At 73.5% G+C, this 15,846-nt stretch carries 6 protein-coding genes; 5 read left to right on the forward strand and 1 reads right to left on the reverse strand.

All coding sequences use genetic code 11. The features are described 5' to 3' along the window. Window position 1 precedes the first annotated feature (1 nt). Genes ABD333_RS17615 through ABD333_RS17635 form a run of 5 tightly spaced genes read left to right on the forward strand, consistent with a single transcriptional unit; the run spans window position 2 to window position 14,812 of the window. Complete coding sequence (locus ABD333_RS17615) at window positions 2-193, forward strand: MbtH family protein (protein ID WP_344542171.1); 192 nt, start codon at window positions 2-4, stop codon at window positions 191-193. Continuing rightward, entirely contained in the window at window positions 190-3,291 is a 3,102-nt protein-coding gene (locus ABD333_RS17620; protein WP_344542173.1) for a non-ribosomal peptide synthetase, read from the forward strand. Before ABD333_RS17615 ends, ABD333_RS17620 begins: the two co-directional genes overlap by 4 nt. Then, complete coding sequence (locus tag ABD333_RS17625) at window positions 3,284-9,622, forward strand: amino acid adenylation domain-containing protein (RefSeq protein WP_344542175.1); 6,339 nt, start codon at window positions 3,284-3,286, stop codon at window positions 9,620-9,622. Before ABD333_RS17620 ends, ABD333_RS17625 begins: the two co-directional genes overlap by 8 nt. Next, entirely contained in the window at window positions 9,619-13,551 is a 3,933-nt protein-coding gene (locus ABD333_RS17630; protein ID WP_344542176.1) for an amino acid adenylation domain-containing protein, read from the forward strand. Before ABD333_RS17625 ends, ABD333_RS17630 begins: the two co-directional genes overlap by 4 nt. Beyond that, a complete protein-coding gene (locus tag ABD333_RS17635) occupies window positions 13,532-14,812 on the forward strand; it encodes an MFS transporter (protein ID WP_344542177.1) in 1,281 nt (426 codons plus the stop codon). The genes ABD333_RS17630 and ABD333_RS17635 overlap by 20 nt, the downstream gene beginning before the upstream one ends. Here ABD333_RS17635 and ABD333_RS17640 read toward each other — a convergent pair. After that, on the reverse strand, window positions 14,807-15,844 hold the full coding sequence (locus tag ABD333_RS17640; protein WP_344542179.1) for an LLM class F420-dependent oxidoreductase: 1,038 nt from the start codon (window positions 15,842-15,844) through the stop codon (window positions 14,807-14,809). The two genes, ABD333_RS17635 and ABD333_RS17640, sit on opposite strands and share 6 nt — an antisense overlap. Between the last annotated feature and the right edge of the window lie 2 nt (window positions 15,845-15,846).

Consider the following 15,846-nt stretch of genomic DNA (forward strand, 5'->3'; position numbering starts at 1 on the left):
CATGGACGAGCCCCGCTACAAGGTCGTGGTCAACGACGAGGAGCAGTACTCGATCTGGGCGGCGGACCGGCCGAGCCCGGCCGGATGGCGCGACGTCGGGGTCGAGGGCGCCAGGCAGGAGTGCCTCGACCACATCGAGACGGTCTGGACCGACATGCGCCCCCGCAGCCTGCGGGAGGCGATGGGGGAATGACCGGCGCCGACGTCTTTCCCGTCTCCTCGGGCCAGCAGCGGATGTGGTTCCTCGGGGAGTTCGAGCCCGAGCTCGGGGTGCACAACGTCGGCATGCACCTGCCGATGCCGCGCGACGTCGACCATGACCGGCTGGTGCGGGCGCTGGCCACGCTGACCGGGCGGCACGAGGTCCTGCGCACCTGCTTCGCCTTCCGGGAGGGCGAGGTCGTCCAGGTGATCGGGCCGGCGGTGGAGGTGACGCTCGTCCAGACGGATCTGGCGGACCTGCCGCCCGAGCGGCGCGAGGCGGAGTTCGACCGGATCGCCCGGGAGGACGCGGTGCGCCCGTTCGCGCTCGACCGGGCACCGGTGTGGCGGGCCCGGCTGGTCCGGATGGGCGAGGACGACCGCCGTCTGATCGTGGTCTTCGACCACACCATCTTCGACGGCGGCTCGTCCGACAACTTCCTGGGCGAGCTGTGGGAGTGCTTCCGCGCCTTCCGCGAGGGCCGCGAGCCGAACCTGCCCGAGCTCGCGATCCAGTACGCCGACTACGCCGTCTGGCAGCGCGAGCGGCTGACCGGCGAGTTCCTGGAAGACCGGCTCCGCTACTGGCGCGAGCAGCTCGCCGGGGTGCCGTGCGACCTGGGGCTGCCCACCGACCGGCCCCGCCCGCCGGTCCGCTCGTACCGCGGCGCGGTGCACGACTTCACGCTGCCCGCCGAGCTGACCGAACGGATCGAGGCACTGTCGCGGCGGCTGGGCGTGACCCCGTTCACCACGATGCTCACCGCGTACAAGGCGGTGCTGTCGCGGTGGGCTGGCCATGCGGACATCGCCGTGGGATGCCCGGTGGGGACGCGCGCGCTGCCCGAGCTCGAACCGCTGATCGGCATGTTCGTCAACACCGTGATCGTCCGCACCGGGCTGGAGGGCGACCCGTCCTTCCGGGACGCGGTGCGGCGGGTGCGCGGCACCATGCTGGACGCGTTCGAGCACGCCGACCTGCCCTTCGAACGGCTGGTGGACGTGCTCCAGCCCGCCCGCGACCTGGCCCGGCCGCCGCTCTACAACGTGGCGTTCAACCTGCTGCCGACCAGCAACGAGGGGCAGATCCACAACGGCACGTCCAAGGTCGACCTGAGCCTGGACCTGTGCCGCCGCGCCGGCGGCCTGTTCGGGCGGCTGGAGTACGCCACCGACCTCTTCGACGCCGAGACGGCGCGCCGCATCGCCTCGGCGTACGAGACGGCGCTCGCCGCGGTCGCGGACGACCCGGACCTTCCGCTCTCGTGCGTCCCGCTGCTGCGGGAGGCCGAGCGCCGGCAGATCCTGGTCGGCTGGAACCGCACGGAGGCGGCGGTACCGGACGCCACCCTGCCCGACCTCTTCGAGGCCCAGGTGGTCCGGACGCCGGACGCGCCCGCCGTGGTCATGCCGGGTGTACGGCTGTCGTACCGGGAGCTCAACGCGCGGGCCAACCGGCTCGCCCACGAGCTGGCCGGGCTCGGCGCGGGCCCGGAGACCATGGTGGGCGTCCGTGCCGAGCGCTCCCCGGAGCTGGTCGTCGCGGTGCTCGCGGTGCTCAAGGCCGGAGCGGTCTACGTGCCGCTCGACCCGGAGGACCCCCGGCGCCCGGCCGAGGTACCGGAGCTGACGCTCACGCGGCAACGGGTGGCGGAGGCGCGGCCGGAGGCGACGAACGACCCGCCGCGCCGGATCGGGCCGGGCAACGCGGCGTACGTCATCCACACCTCGGGCTCGACCGGGCGGCCGAAGGGCTGCGTCAACACCCATGAGGGGATCGTCAACCGCCTCGACTGGATGCAGCGCGCCTACCCGATCGGCGCCGGCGACGTGGTGCTGCACAAGACGCCCATCGGCTTCGACGTCTCGGTGTGGGAGCTGTGCTGGCCGCTGCTGAACGGCGCCGCCCTCGCCCTGGCCCGTCCGGGCGGCCACCGGGACCCGGCCTCCATCCGCGACGCGATCATCGAGCACGGGGTGACCGTGGCGCACTTCGTGCCGTCGATGCTGGAGGCGTTCCTGGCCGAGGAGCACATCGAGAAGTGCGCCTCGCTGCGGCGCGTGCTGTGCAGCGGTGAGGAACTGTCCCGCGCGGCGGCGGACCGCTTCTTCGAGCGGCTGCCCGGCACCGAGTTGCACAACCTCTACGGCCCGGCCGAAGCGGCGATCGACGTGAGCGCGTGGCACTGCCGGCCGGGGGAGGCGGGCCCGGTCCCGATCGGCACGCCGGTGGCCAACACCCGTCTCCACGTGCTCGACCGGCGCCTGGAACCCGTGCCGGTCGGAGTCACCGGCGACCTGTACATCGGCGGACCGCAGCTCGCCCGGGGGTACGCCGGGCTTCCCGGGCGCACCGCGCAGTGCTTCGTCGCCGATCCGCACGGCCCCCCGGGCTCGCGCCTGTACCGGACCGGCGACCTCGCCCGGTACCGCCCGGACGGCTCCCTGGAGTTCCGGGGCCGCGCCGACCGGCAGGTCAAGGTGCACGGCTGGCGCATCGAGCCCGGCGAGATCGAGGCGGCGCTGGCCGAGCATCCGGACGTCCGGCGCGCGGTGGTCGTGCTGCGCGCGGACGCGCCCGGCGGCCGGGGGCTGGTGGCGTACGTGCGCTATACGGGCGATCGCGGCGAGGCGGTCACCGAGCTGCGCGGCCTGCTGGCCCGCCGGTTGCCGCGCGCCATGATGCCGCAGGCGTTCGTGCTGGTCGACGACTTCCCGTCGCTGCCCAGCGGGAAGGTCGACGTCCCGGCGCTGCCCGGCCCTTCGGGGGACGACGCCGCCGTGTCCGCCACCCCGTACGTCGAGCCGCGCACCCCGCTGGAGGCGGAGCTGGCCGCCATCTGGAGCGAACTGCTCGGGCGCGAGCGCGTCGGCGCCGAGCACGGCTTCTTCGAGCTCGGCGGGCACTCGCTGCTCGCCGTCCAGCTGATGAACCGGATCCGCGCCGAGTTCGGCGTGGACATCCCGGTGCGGCGGTGCTTCGAGCTGTCCACCGTCGGCGACTACGCGCTGGCCGTACTCGAAGGGCAGCTTGCCGGACACGATGCCGAGGCGCTGCTCGCCGCGGTCGAGGAGTCCGCCCATGAGTGACCTCGCCGCGCGGCTCGCGCGGCTCAGCCCCGAACAGCGCGCCGCGCTGGAGCGCAGGCTGGGCCGTCCGTCGTCCGGGCCGGGCGTCGCGGAGATCCCCCGCCGCGCCGATTCGGCGGCTCCGGCGCCGCTCACCGCCGGGCAGGAGAGGCTGTGGTTCCTGCACCGCTACGACCCCGGCGACGCCTCGTACAACATGTTCATCGTCGAGCGGCTGCGCGGTGATCTCGACGTCGAGGCGTTGCAGGCCGCCCTGCACGCGCTGGTCGAGCGGCACGAGAGCCTGCGCACCCGGTTTCCCGACGAGGCGGGCACGCCGGTCCAGAGGGTCGTCTCCGGCGCCCGCCTCGATCTCGAACGGGTCGACCTCGCCGGTCCGGACGCCGAGGAACGCGCGGAGCGCCAGGTGGCACGCCGGATCCGCGCCCCCTTCGACCTGCGCGGCGGGCCGCTCATCCGGGCGAGCCTGTTCGGGCTGGGCGAGCGCGACCATGTGCTCTGCGTCGTCCTGCACCACATCACCGCCGACGGCGCCTCACTGAAGACGCTGAAGAAGGAGCTGGGCGACCTCTACCGGGGCGCGGCGCTGCCCGAGCCCACGCTCCAGTACGCCGACTACGCGGTCTGGCGAAACGCGCAGGACGACGGCGACGAGCAACTCGCCTACTGGAAACAGGCCCTCGCGCAGGCTCCCGTCCTGGAGTTGCCCACCGACCGGCCCCGCCCGGAGGTCAGGACGTCGGCCGGTGACGTGCTCACCGTCCGGCTCCCGCGGCGGCTCGTCGACGGTGTGGAGCAGGTGGCGCGCGGCGAGTCCGCCAGCGGGTTCATGGCGATGCTCGCCGCGTTCCACGTCCTGCTGTCGGCCTACTCGGGCCAGGACGACATCTGCGTCGGCACGGTCACCGCCGGGCGCGACCGCCCCGAGCTGCAGCCGCTCGTCGGCTACTTCCTGAACACCCTCGTGATCAGGGGGGACCTGGCCGGCGACCCGTCCTTCCGTGAGCTGCTGTCCCGCGTCCGCACCCGGATGCTCGACGCGCTCACCCATCAGGGCATCCCGTTCGCCCGGCTGATGGCCGAGCTGCGGCTGGAGCGCGACCCGAGCCGTACCCCGCTGTTCCAGGCGATGTTCGTCGGCCAGGACCCGGGCGAGGAGGGCCTCCGGATTCCGGGGGTCGAGAGCGGGCCGTTCCCGCCGGGACCCGTTCCGGCCAAGTACGACCTGCTGCTCGACGTCACGCCCCGGCTGGACGGGCTGGTGGCGCACTTCTGCTACAGCACCGAGCTGTTCGACGAGGCCACGGTCCGGCGGCTGGCGCGGCACTACGAGCTGCTGCTGGAGTCGATCGTCGACGACCCCGGGGCGCGGCTGTCGGCGCTGCGGGCGCGGCTGGCCGACCCCGAGGAGCGGCCCGCCACATGGCCCGCGGAGCCGGTGGCGACGGTGTCCGGGCTCGTCCGGGCGCAGGCCGCGCGGACCCCCGGCGCGGCCGCGATCCGCCAGGACGGCCGGGTCACGACCTACGCCGAGCTCGACGCCCACGCCGACCGGCTCGCCGCCGCCCTGCGGCGCGGCGGCGTCGGACGGGGAACGCTCGTGGGCGTCTGCGCCGAGCCGTCCCCCGCCCTCATCGCCGCGCTACTGGCGATCGGCCGGACAGGCGCCGCCTACCTGCCGCTCGACCCGGACGACCCGCCCGCCCGCCGGGATGCCCTGCTCCGCGACGGCGGCGCCGCGCCGCTGATCACCGAGCGGTGGCTGGCCGAGCACGAGCCGGCCGAGCAGCAACTGGACGCGGACGCGCCGAGCCCGGACGCGCCGGACGCGGACCCGCTGGACGACGGCACCCTGGACGACCTCGCCTGCGTCCTCTACACCGCCGGGCCGAGGGGCGTGGAGATCGATCAGCGGGCGCTCGCGTGCCGGGCGCTCTCGCTGGCCGGGCGGTACGGCCTGCACTCCGGAGACCGGGTGCTGCACGTGACCCCGGCCGCCATCGACACCCACGCCGCGGAGATCTATCCCTGCCTCGTCTCCGGGGCGACGCTGGTCCTGCCCGCGCCGGACGAGCGGATTCCGGACTACTTCGGCACCTCGGAGGGCGCGGCGCTGACCGTCGCGCACCTTCCGGCGTCGTACTGGCAGGAGTTCCGCGCCGCGAAGGTGCGCTGGCCGCTCGCGCTGCGGCTGCTGGTCCTCGGCGACGACCCCGTTCCCGCCTCCGCCGTCGGCGCCTGGTTCGACCAGGAGGGCACGCGGATCGAGCTGCTCAACACCTACGGGCCCGTCGAGGCCACGCTGACGGCCACCACCGCCACGATCGGGCCTGAGGAGGCGAACCGGAGGCCGCCGATCGGGCGTCCGCTGCCCGGCGTCCGCTGCCATGTGCTCGACGACCGGCTCGCCCCCGTTCCCCCGGGCGCGGCCGGTGAGCTCTACATCGGCGCCGCCGGGCTGGCGCAGGGGTACCGCGACCGACCCGGGCTGACGGCCGAGAGGTTCGTGCCCGATCCGTTCGGCCCGCCCGGGGCGCGGCTCCTGCGGACCGGTGACGTGGTCCGCCGCCGGGACGACGGGAGCCTTGAACCGCTCGGCCGCACGGACGACCGGATCACGATCCGGGGCCACCGCATCGAACCCGCCGAGATCGAGGCGTGTCTCCTGGCCCATCCGCGGATCACCGAGGCCGCGATCACCACGCGGGACGACACCCTGGTCGCCTGCGTCGTGCCGGAACCCGGGACGGAGGTCTCGGCCGGCGAGCTCCGCGACCGGCTGGCCGGGGAGCTGCCGCGTCGCCTGGTGCCGGGCGTGTTCCTCCTGCTCGACCGGCTGCCGCGACGGGCCGACGGCACCCTGGACCCCGCCGCGCTGCCCGAGCTCGGCCGGCGGATCTTCGAGCCGCCCGCCACGCCCACCGAGGAGCTGGTCGCCTCGGTCTGGGCCGAGGTGCTCGGTGTCGAGCGGGTCGGCGCCCTCGACGACTTCTTCGAGCTGGGCGGCCACTCCCTGCTGGGCACGCGGGTGATCTCACGGCTCGGTGCCGCCACCGGACGCGACATCGGCCTGCCCGCCCTGTTCACCGATCCGGACGTCCGGCGGTTCGCCGCGGCGCTGGACCGGGCGGCCGAGGCCGAAGAAGCCGCCGAGCCCGCCATACCCGTGCTGCAGGGCGAGCCCCGGCTGTCCTTCGCCCAGGAACGCATCTGGTTCATGGAGCAGTTCGCGCCGGGCACCAGCGCGTACGTGATCCCGCTGGTGTACCGGCTGCGAGGACGGCTGGACGTGACCGCGCTCGAACGGGCGCTGACGGAGATCGTGGCGCGCCACGACAGCCTGCGTACCCGCTATCTGGCGGCGGACGACGGCCGCCCGCGGATCCGGGTCGCCGCCCCCGAGCCGCTGCCGTTGCCGCTGGCCACGGCCGACGCCGACGCCGACGCCGGCGGCTCGGTGCGCGACCTGATCGCCGCCGAGGTCGACCGGCCCTTCGACCTGGCCCGAGGCCCGCTGCTGCGGGCACTGCTGGTCAGGGTCGCGGACGAGGACCACTTCCTGGTGGTCACGACGCACCACATCGCGACCGACGGCTGGTCGACCGGGATCCTCGGCGACGAGCTCGGTGCGCTGTACGAGGCGTTCCTGGCCGGTAAGCCGTCACCGCTGGCGCCGCCTCCCGTCCGCTACATCGACTACGCCGCCTGGCAGCGCGACCGGCTGGACGGCCCGGCACTCGACCGGGATCTCGGCTACTGGCGCGAGCGGCTCGACGGCCTGCCCGCGCTCGACCTGCCCACCGACCGGCCGAGGCCCGCCCGGCAGACCTTCGCGGGACGCGGCCACGCCTTCACCCTCGACCCGGAGCTGACCGGCGGGCTCGTCCGGCTCTCCCGGGACAACGACGCGACCCTGTACATGACCCTGCTCGCCGCGTTCCAGGCGCTGCTGTCGCGCTACTCCGGACAGGAGGACTTCGCCGTCGGCTCGCCGGTGGCCGGACGCGACCGCCGCGAGCTGGAGGCAGTGGTCGGGGTCTTCGTCAACATGCTCGCGCTGCGGGCCCCGCTCGGGGGAGACCCGACGTTCACCGCGCTGCTGGCCAGGACCCGCGCGATCGCGCTGGACGCCTACGCTCACCAGGAGCTGCCGTTCGAGCGGCTGGTCGGTGAGCTCGACGTGGCGCGTGACGTGAGCCGCTCACCGCTCTTCCAGGCGCTGTTCGCGATGCAGAACTTCGCGGCGGGACCGAGGGCCTTCGGCGGCCTGGACGCCGAGCCGTGGCTGATGGACGTCGCCGCGACCCGCTTCGACCTGGAGCTGTACGCCGCCGAGGTCGACGGCCGCATCGAGGGCAGGTTCGTCTACAACAGCGACCTGTTCGAACCGGACACGATCGAGCGACTTGCGCGGCATCTGGAGGCGCTGCTCCGCGCGGCCGTGACCGGCCCGGACCGGCGCCTCAGCGAACTTCCCCTCCTGACCCCAGGGGAGCGCCGATCGCTGCTGCACGAATGGAACGACACGGCGGCGGACTTCCCCGGCCTGGCGGTGCCTGGCCTGGCCGTCCCCGGCCTGGCGGTGCCCGAGCTGATCTCGCGGCAGGCGCACGCGACTCCGGACGCCGTCGCCCTGACCTTCGACGGCGAGAACGTCACCTACCGCGACCTGGACGAACGCGCGGAGCGGCTCGCCCGCAGGCTCCGCGGCCTCGGGGTCGGCCCGGAGACGGTCGTCGGGGTGTGCTTCGAGCGCTCGCCCGAGCTGGTCGTCGCCCTGCTCGCGGTGCTCAGGGCGGGCGGCGCCTACCTCCCGCTCGATCCGTCCGACCCGCCGCGGCGGCGGACCGCGCTGGCCGAGGACGCGGGCGCGCGGATGGTCCTCAGCCCGGAATGGCAGAACGAGGACGTACCGGGCGGCCCCATGGCCGAGCTGCCGGAGGTATCGCCTGACCACGCCGCCTACGTCATCTACACATCGGGATCGACCGGCCGTCCGAAGGGCGTGGTCAACACCCATCGCGGCCTCCTCAACCGGCTCCTGTGGATGCAGGAGAGGTTCGGGCTGGGAGCGGGCGACGCCGTCCTGCAGAAGACGCCCGCCGGGTTCGACGTCTCGGTCTGGGAGTTCTTCTGGCCGCTGCTCACCGGGGCGCGCCTGGTGCTCGCCCGGCCCGGCGGCCACCGCGACCCGGCCTACCTGCGCGATCTGATCGCTGAGCAGAAGGTCACCGTCGTGCACTTCGTGCCGTCGATGATGGCGGCCTTCGCCGCCGAGGAGGGCATCGAGGCGTGCTCGTCCCTCCGGCTGGTCGTCAGCAGCGGCGAGGAGCTGACGCCCCGGCTGGTCGACCAGCTCATGGGCCGGCTGCCCGGGACGGAACTGCACAACCTGTACGGGCCCACCGAGGCCGCCATCGACGTCAGCGCCTGGAACTGCGCGCCCGGCGAGGCCGTCGTGCCGATCGGCCACCCGGTGGCCAACACCAGGCTCCACGTCCTCGACCGGCACCTGGAGCTCGTCCCCGTCGGGCTCACCGGCGAGCTGTACATCGCGGGCCCGCAGGTGGCCCGGGGATATCTCGGCCGCCCCGGTCTCACCGCCGACCGTTTCGTCCCCGACCCCTACGGCCCGCCGGGCTCGCGGCTCTACCGCACCGGCGACCTCGCCCGGCGACGGGCGGACGGGGCACTGGAGTACCTGGGCCGCGCCGACGACCAGGTGAAGATCCGGGGACATCGGATCGAGCCGGGCGAGGTCGAGGCCGCGCTGGCCGCACTGCCGGAGGTCCGCGCCGCCGCGGTGAACGTGTGGCACGACGAAGCCGGTGCCCGGCTGGTCGGCTACGTCGTCACCGACGGGGACCCCGATCTGCGCGACCGGCTGCGGACCGGGCTTCCCGACCACCTGATCCCGACCGCGTGGGTGCGGCTGGACGCGCTTCCCCTCACCCGCAGCGGGAAGCTCGACCGGGGCGCGCTGCCACCGCCCCGGCGATGGGCGCAGGCCCCGTACACCGCGCCGCGCACCGACGCCGAACGGGCGGTGGCGCGGGTGTGGGGTTCGGTGCTGAGCCTGGACCGCGTGTCGGTCCACGATGTCTTCTTCGCCCTCGGCGGGGACTCGATCCGCAGCCTCAAGGTGGTCGCCCGGATGCGCGACGAGGGTTACGACATCGAGCTGCAGGACCTCTTCCTGCATCAGACCGTGGCGGAACTGGCGGGTGCGTTGCGTCCCCTGGTCCGGCCGAAGACCGAGGCGCCCGCCACCGAGGCGTTCGCGCTTCTGGACCCGGCGGACCGGGCCAGGCTTCTGGGGGAGTCCCGATGATCGAGGATGCCTACCCGCTCGCGGCGCTGCAGGCCGGGATGATCTACCACAGCGAGCTCGAACCGGACGCGCCGACCTACCACGACCTGACCACGCTGACGCTCGACGGCCGCTGCGACCGCGACGCGATGGAGGCGGCGCTGGCCGAGACGGTACGGCGGCATCCGGTGCTGCGGACCTCGTTCGACCTGACCGGCTTCAGCGAGCCCGTCCAGCTCGTGCACGACTCCGCGACCGTTCCGCTGGAGGTGGCCGACCTGTCGGCCGCCGCGGACCCCGGCAAGGATCTGCGCGCGTGGTGCGAGGCGGAGAAGCGGCGTCCCTTCGACTGGACGGCCGCGCCGCTGCTCCGGGTGCGCGTCCATCTGCTCGCCGCCGACCGCTTCGCCCTGAGCGTCAGCTTCCACCACGCGCTCCTCGACGGCTGGAGCGTGGCCGCCTTCGTGACCGAGGTGCTGCGCCGCTACGGGGCGCGGGTCGCGGGCGAGCCGCTGCCCGTCCGGCCTCCCGGAGCGCGTTTCCGCGACTTCGTCGCGCGGGAGCGGGAGCTGGTCGCCTCGCCGGAGGCCGCCGCGTTCTGGCGCGACCAGGTCACCGAGGCGCCGTCCGGCCGGCTGCCCAGGCTGCCGCATCGCGATCCGGAACCCGCCACCACAGGTGTCGAGGTGCTCGCCACCCCGCTGGACGAGACCCTGCGCGACGACCTGGATCGGATCGCCAGGGAGTTGCGGGTGCCGCTGCGCACGGTGCTGCTCGCCGCGCACGTGCGCGTGCTCGCGCTGCTCACCGGCGAGGACGACGTGCTGACCGGCATGGTCGTGCACGGCCGTCCCGAGAGCGAGGCCGGTGACCAGGTGCTCGGCCTGTTCCTCAACACCGTGCCGGTCCGGGTCGGCGCCGCCGCCGGGCGCTGGAGCGAGCTGGTCCGGCGGGTGTTCGACGCCGAGGTGGCGCTGCTGCCCTACCGGCAGTACCCGCTGTTCGAGATCCAGCGCGCCGCCGGCCGTTCCCCGCTGCTCGACACGCTCTTCGACTTCCGCGACTTCCACGTCTACGGCGCGCTGTCCGCCGACGATCCCGTACGGGTGGTCGACCAGGACTTCTTCGAGCAGACCGACCTGCCCCTGACCACGGCGTTCGTCCGGGAGCCCGGCGCGGGCCTGGCACTCAGCCTGTCGTTTGACTCCGGCCGGTTCGGCCGGGCGCAGATCGAGGACGTCCGCGACCACTACCTGCGGGCACTGGCCCGGCTCGCCGCCGATCCGGAGTCCGATCCGCGTCCCGCCGACGCGTATCTGGCCGCGCGGGACGCCCCGGACATCGAACGCTGGAACGCCACCGGCCGGACCTACCCCGACCAGACCCTGCACGACCTGGTCTGGGCACAGAGCCGCCGTACCCCCGACGCGCCCGCGGTGGGGTTCGAGGGCACCTGGCTCTCGTACGCCGAGCTGACCGGGAGGGCGGGACGCCTGGCCGCACTGCTGCGGCACGCCGGGGCCGTCCCGGACCGTCCGGTCGGCGTCCTGCTGGAACGGGGTCTCGATCTGCCGGTCGCACTGCTCGGCGTGCTCGCCGCAGGTGCCGCCTACCTGCCCCTGGAGCCCGACCATCCGCCGGAGCGGATGCGGCTGATGCTGGCCGACGCGGGAGCCGGCCTCGTCGCGACCACCCGCGACCTGGCCGACCGGGTCCCGGCGGGCACGCGGACGGTCCTGGTCGAGGACCTCCCGGACGAGACGCTGGTGGCCCTGGTGCCGACCGGGTCCCTCGCGTACGTGATCTTCACGTCCGGCTCCACCGGACGGCCGAAGGGCGTGGGCGTCTCCCACCGGGCCATCGTCAACCGGCTCGCGTGGATGCAGGAGACGTTCGGATTGGACGCGGGCGACCGCGTCCTGCACAAGACGCCGTACGGCTTCGACGTCTCGGTGTGGGAGCTGTTCTGGCCGCTCGTCACCGGGGCCGGGCTCGTGGTGGCCCGTCCCGGCGGGCATATGGAGCCGGGCTACCTCACCAGCCTGATCACCGCCGAGCGCGTGACGACGCTGCACTTCGTCCCCTCGATGCTCGCGGCGTTCCTCCAGGGGCTCGACCCGGCGGAACGCCCGCCCTCCGTCCGCCGGGTCGTGTGCTCGGGTGAGGCGCTGCCGCCCGCGCTGGCCGCCGAGTTCGGGGAGCGGTTGCCGGACGTCGAGCTGCACAACCTGTACGGCCCGACGGAGGCCGCGGTGGACGTGTCGTGGCACCGCTGCCGTCCCGGTGAGCCCGTCGTACCGATCGGGCGGCCTGTGGCCAACACCCGGCTGGAGGTGCTCGACGCCCGGATGCGCCGCGTCCCGGTGGGGACTCCCGGCGAGCTGTGCATCGGCGGAGTGCAGCTGGCCCGCGGCTACCTCGGCAGGCCGGGCCTCACCGCCGAACGGTTCGTGCCGGACCCCTACGGCCACGGACGGCTGTACCGGACCGGCGACCGGGCCCGCTGGCTGCCGGACGGGGAGATCGAGTACCTCGGGCGCGCCGACTTCCAGGTCAAGGTCCGCGGCATGCGGGTCGAGCTCGGCGAGATCGAGGCGGTCCTGGAACGCCACCCGTCGGTGGCGCAGGCGGTCGTCACGTCCCGGCCGGGCGGCCACAGCCTCGTCGCCTACGTCGTCCCCGCGGCCGCAGCCGCAGCCGCAGCCGCCGACGCGGGCGGAGACGCAGACGCGGGCGCAGACGCGGGCGCAGACGTAGACGTAGACGCGCAGGCGTTGCGTCGCTTCGCTGCGGAGCACCTGCCGGGGTACATGGTCCCGTTCACCGTGGTGGGTCTTTCGGAGATGCCCCGCACCGCGAACGGCAAGCTCGACCGCGCGGCGCTGCCCGAGCCCAGCGCGCGGCAGCGGGCCTACGCCCCGCCGCGCGACGCGGTCGAGGCGAGCCTGGCCGAGTTGTGGGAGGACCTGCTCGGGGTGACACCGGTCGGGATTCACGACGACTTCTTCGAGCTCGGCGGGCACTCGCTGACCGCGCTCCGCCTGGCCATGCACGTCCGGCACAGGCTCGGCCGCGAACTGCCGGTGTCGACGGTGCTCGCCGCCCCCACGGTGGCGGATCTGGCGGAGGTGCTACGCCGCCCTGGCGACCTGGCCACCCCGCATCGGATCGTCACGCTGAACGCCAAGGGAGACCGGACCCCGATCGTCCTGGTCCACGCGCTGGGCGGGCAGGTCTTCCGCTACCAGCCGCTGGCCCGCCGTCTCGGACCCGACCAGCCCGTCCAGGCGATCGCCGCCAGCGGGCTGGCGCCGGGAGAGGAGCCGCACACCACGATGGCCGCGATGGTCGACGACTACGTCCGGGAACTGCGCGAGGTGCGCCCGCACGGCCCGTACGTGCTGGGCGGCTTCTGCATCGGCGGCAACATCGCGCTGGAGGTGGCCAGGCGGCTGCGCGCGCTCGGCGAGGACGTCCCGCTCGTCGTGCTGATCTACTCCGACGCGGACCAGCCGGTGATCCGCAGCTCGCTGGAGGACGACACGGCGCTGATGTTCCACGCCCTCGCGGACGGGCCGCCCGAGGCCGGCTTCGAGATGCCCGCCGGGATCGTGGACGCGGAGGAGCGGATGCTCGCGGTGATGAACGTGGCCGCCGCGTCCGGCCGGCTCGTGCCCGACTCCAAGGACGTCGAGCAGGCCCGCCGCTACCTGGCCGTCTTCCGCGCCAACGCGCACGCCGTCGGCCACTACCGGCACGACCCCTATGACGGCGACGTGGCGCTGTTCGCCCCGGCCGGCCAGGACCTCGGCTGGCGCGCGGTGGTCAAGGGCCGCCTGGGGATCAGCGTCATCCCGGACGAACGAGTCCCGATTCTGTACGAACCGCTGGTCGCCGACGCGGCCGCGCGAATGAGGAGCTGGATGGACGATGGCATCCCCGTCGAGTGAGCAGGTGGACGACCCGAGGCCGGGTCTCCTGCACGACAGTGAGTTCCTCAAGCTGTGGGTGGGCCAGAGCCTCTCGCAGATAGGTGCGCAGGTCACCTTCCTGGCGGTTCCGCTGGCCGCGGTGCTGGTGCTGCACGCCTCGGCGGCGGAGATGGGCGTGCTGAGCGCGCTGGTCCGGCTGCCGATGGTGGGGTTCCTGCTGTTCGGCGTGCTGGTCGACCGGGTGCGCAAGCGGCCCGTGCTGATCTGGTCGGACATCGGCCGCGCCGCCGTGCTGCTGCTGATCCCGCTGCTGTACTTCGCGGACATGCTGACGATGGCCGTCATCTATGTCGTGGTGTTCGTGCTGGGCGTGCTCAGCGTGCTGTTCCAGGTCGCCTACCGCACCTACATCCCGCACCTGGTGCCGCGCGAGCACCTGGCCGACGGCAACAGCAAGCTCCAGATGAGCGAGTCGGTGGCGCAGGCGCTCGGCCCGGGCCTGGTCGGCGGGCTCATCAAGGTCGTGTCGGCGCCCGTGCTGATCATCATCGACATCGTCACGTACCTGATCTCGGCGGTGGCCTGCTGGCTGATCCGTACCCCCGAGGAGAGGCCCGCGCCCGACGACGACGTCCGCAGCGTCTACAAGGCCGTCTGGGAGGGCTACCAGTGGGTGATGCGCCAGCCGCTGGTCAGGCCGCTGGCGATCGGCACCGCGTTCTACTCCTTCTTCATCATGGGCGCGATGCAGTCGATCTTCGTGCTGTATCTGCTGAAGGGCGGGCCGAACCTGGACGCCGCGTGGGTCGGCGTCATCACGGCGACGGGCGGCGCCGGAGCCATCCTCGGCGCGGGGCTGGCCATCCGGGTCACCAAGCGTCTCGGCATCGGCCCGACCCTGCTGTGGAGCACCGTGATCGGCAACTGTGCGCTGTTCCTGGTGCCGCTCGCGGTGCGCCCGGTCGGGCTGGCCGTGGCGATGCTCGCGGTCTCGCAGTTCGTCGTCTGGGCCTGCAACCAGATCTTCATCGTCAACAACCTGACGCTGGTCCAGTCCGTCACCCCGATGCCCATGATCGGCCGGATTCTGGCCACGATCTTCTCGCTCGGGCTGATTCCGGCCCCGCTGGGCGCGCTCGGCGCCGGGCTGCTCGGCGAGTGGCTGGGGCTGCGGACGGCCATCTTCATCGCCATCCTCGTCGGCGCCCTGGTACCGATCCTGGCGCTGGCCCGCTCGCCGATCCCCAAGCTCAAGGAGATCCCCGACCCCGTCTCATGACGCGCACTCGGCGATGATCCGGAGCTGGTCCAGACGCAGCCGCAGGGTGGGCGGGACGACCCCGACGACGAGGGTGGTCGCGCCCGCCTCGCGGTAGGCGGTGAGCCGGTCGCGCACCCGCGCGGGCGGGCCGCAGATCGTCATCAGATCGACCAGCTCGTCGGGGATGGCTGAGATCGCCTCGCCCTGCCGTCCGGCCAGGAACGCCTCCTGGAGGGTCTCGGCCTCCTTCTCGAAGCCGAGCCTGCGGGCCAGCCGGTTGTAGAAGTTCATCCGGCGCGAGCCCATGCCGCCGAGGTAGAGGGCGAGCATCGGGCGCATCATGTCGTAGGCCGTCTCCAGGTCGTCGTCCACCAGGACCATGACCATGGGCGCGACGTCGAAGCCCTCCAGTGACCGTCCGGCCCGTTCGGCGCCCTCGCGCAGCAGGCCCGTGCAGTCGGCCAGATGCCCGGCGGGGAAGTGGAACGGCAGCCAGCCGTCGGCGAGCTCCCCGGCCAGCCGGATCGACTCGGCGCCGAGCGCCCCCAGGTAGATCGGCAGCCTCTCCTGAACGGGCGCCACCGCCAGCGTCAGCTCCTTGCCCTGGCTGTCGGGCAGCGGCAGGGTCAGCGTGGGGCCCTCGTAGGAGATCGGCTCCTGGGCGAGGGCCATCCGGACGACGTTGATGTAGTCGCGCGCGTGCACCAGCGGACGTTCGAAGGGCAGCCCGTGCCAGCCCTCCACCAGCTGGGGGCCGGAGAACCCGAGCCCCAGCCGGAACCGTCCCCCGGAGATCTGGTCGATCGTCGCCGCCGTCATCGCGGCGGCCACCGGACGCCTGGCGGGCATCTGCATGACCGAGGTGCCGAGCGCGATCCGTCCGGTCTGCCCGGCCAGCCACGCCATCAGCGACGCCGGATCGGTGCCGTAGGTCTCGGCGGACCAGACCGAGTCGTAACCCAGCCGCTCGGCCTCCCGGACGAGCGCACGGTGCTCGGCCAGGTTGAGTCCCGCCGAACCCCAGTAGGCCAAGCTGTATCCCAGGCGCATCC

The sequence above is a fragment of the Actinomadura fulvescens genome, from assembly GCF_039533225.1.
Classification (GTDB): domain Bacteria; phylum Actinomycetota; class Actinomycetes; order Streptosporangiales; family Streptosporangiaceae; genus Spirillospora; species Spirillospora fulvescens.

Bases quoted from the DNA above. Each gene is read 5' to 3' on its own strand.
- ABD333_RS17615 (WP_344542171.1), top strand. From the start codon at position 2: ATGGACGAGCCCCGCTACAAGGTCGTGGTCAACGACGAGGAGCAGTAC.
- ABD333_RS17620 (WP_344542173.1), top strand. From the start codon at position 190: ATGACCGGCGCCGACGTCTTTCCCGTCTCCTCGGGCCAGCAGCGGATG.
- ABD333_RS17625 (WP_344542175.1), top strand. From the start codon at position 3,284: ATGAGTGACCTCGCCGCGCGGCTCGCGCGGCTCAGCCCCGAACAGCGC.
- ABD333_RS17630 (WP_344542176.1), top strand. From the start codon at position 9,619: ATGATCGAGGATGCCTACCCGCTCGCGGCGCTGCAGGCCGGGATGATC.
- ABD333_RS17635 (WP_344542177.1), top strand. From the start codon at position 13,532: ATGGCATCCCCGTCGAGTGAGCAGGTGGACGACCCGAGGCCGGGTCTC.
- ABD333_RS17640 (WP_344542179.1), bottom strand. From the start codon at position 15,844: ATGCGCCTGGGATACAGCTTGGCCTACTGGGGTTCGGCGGGACTCAAC.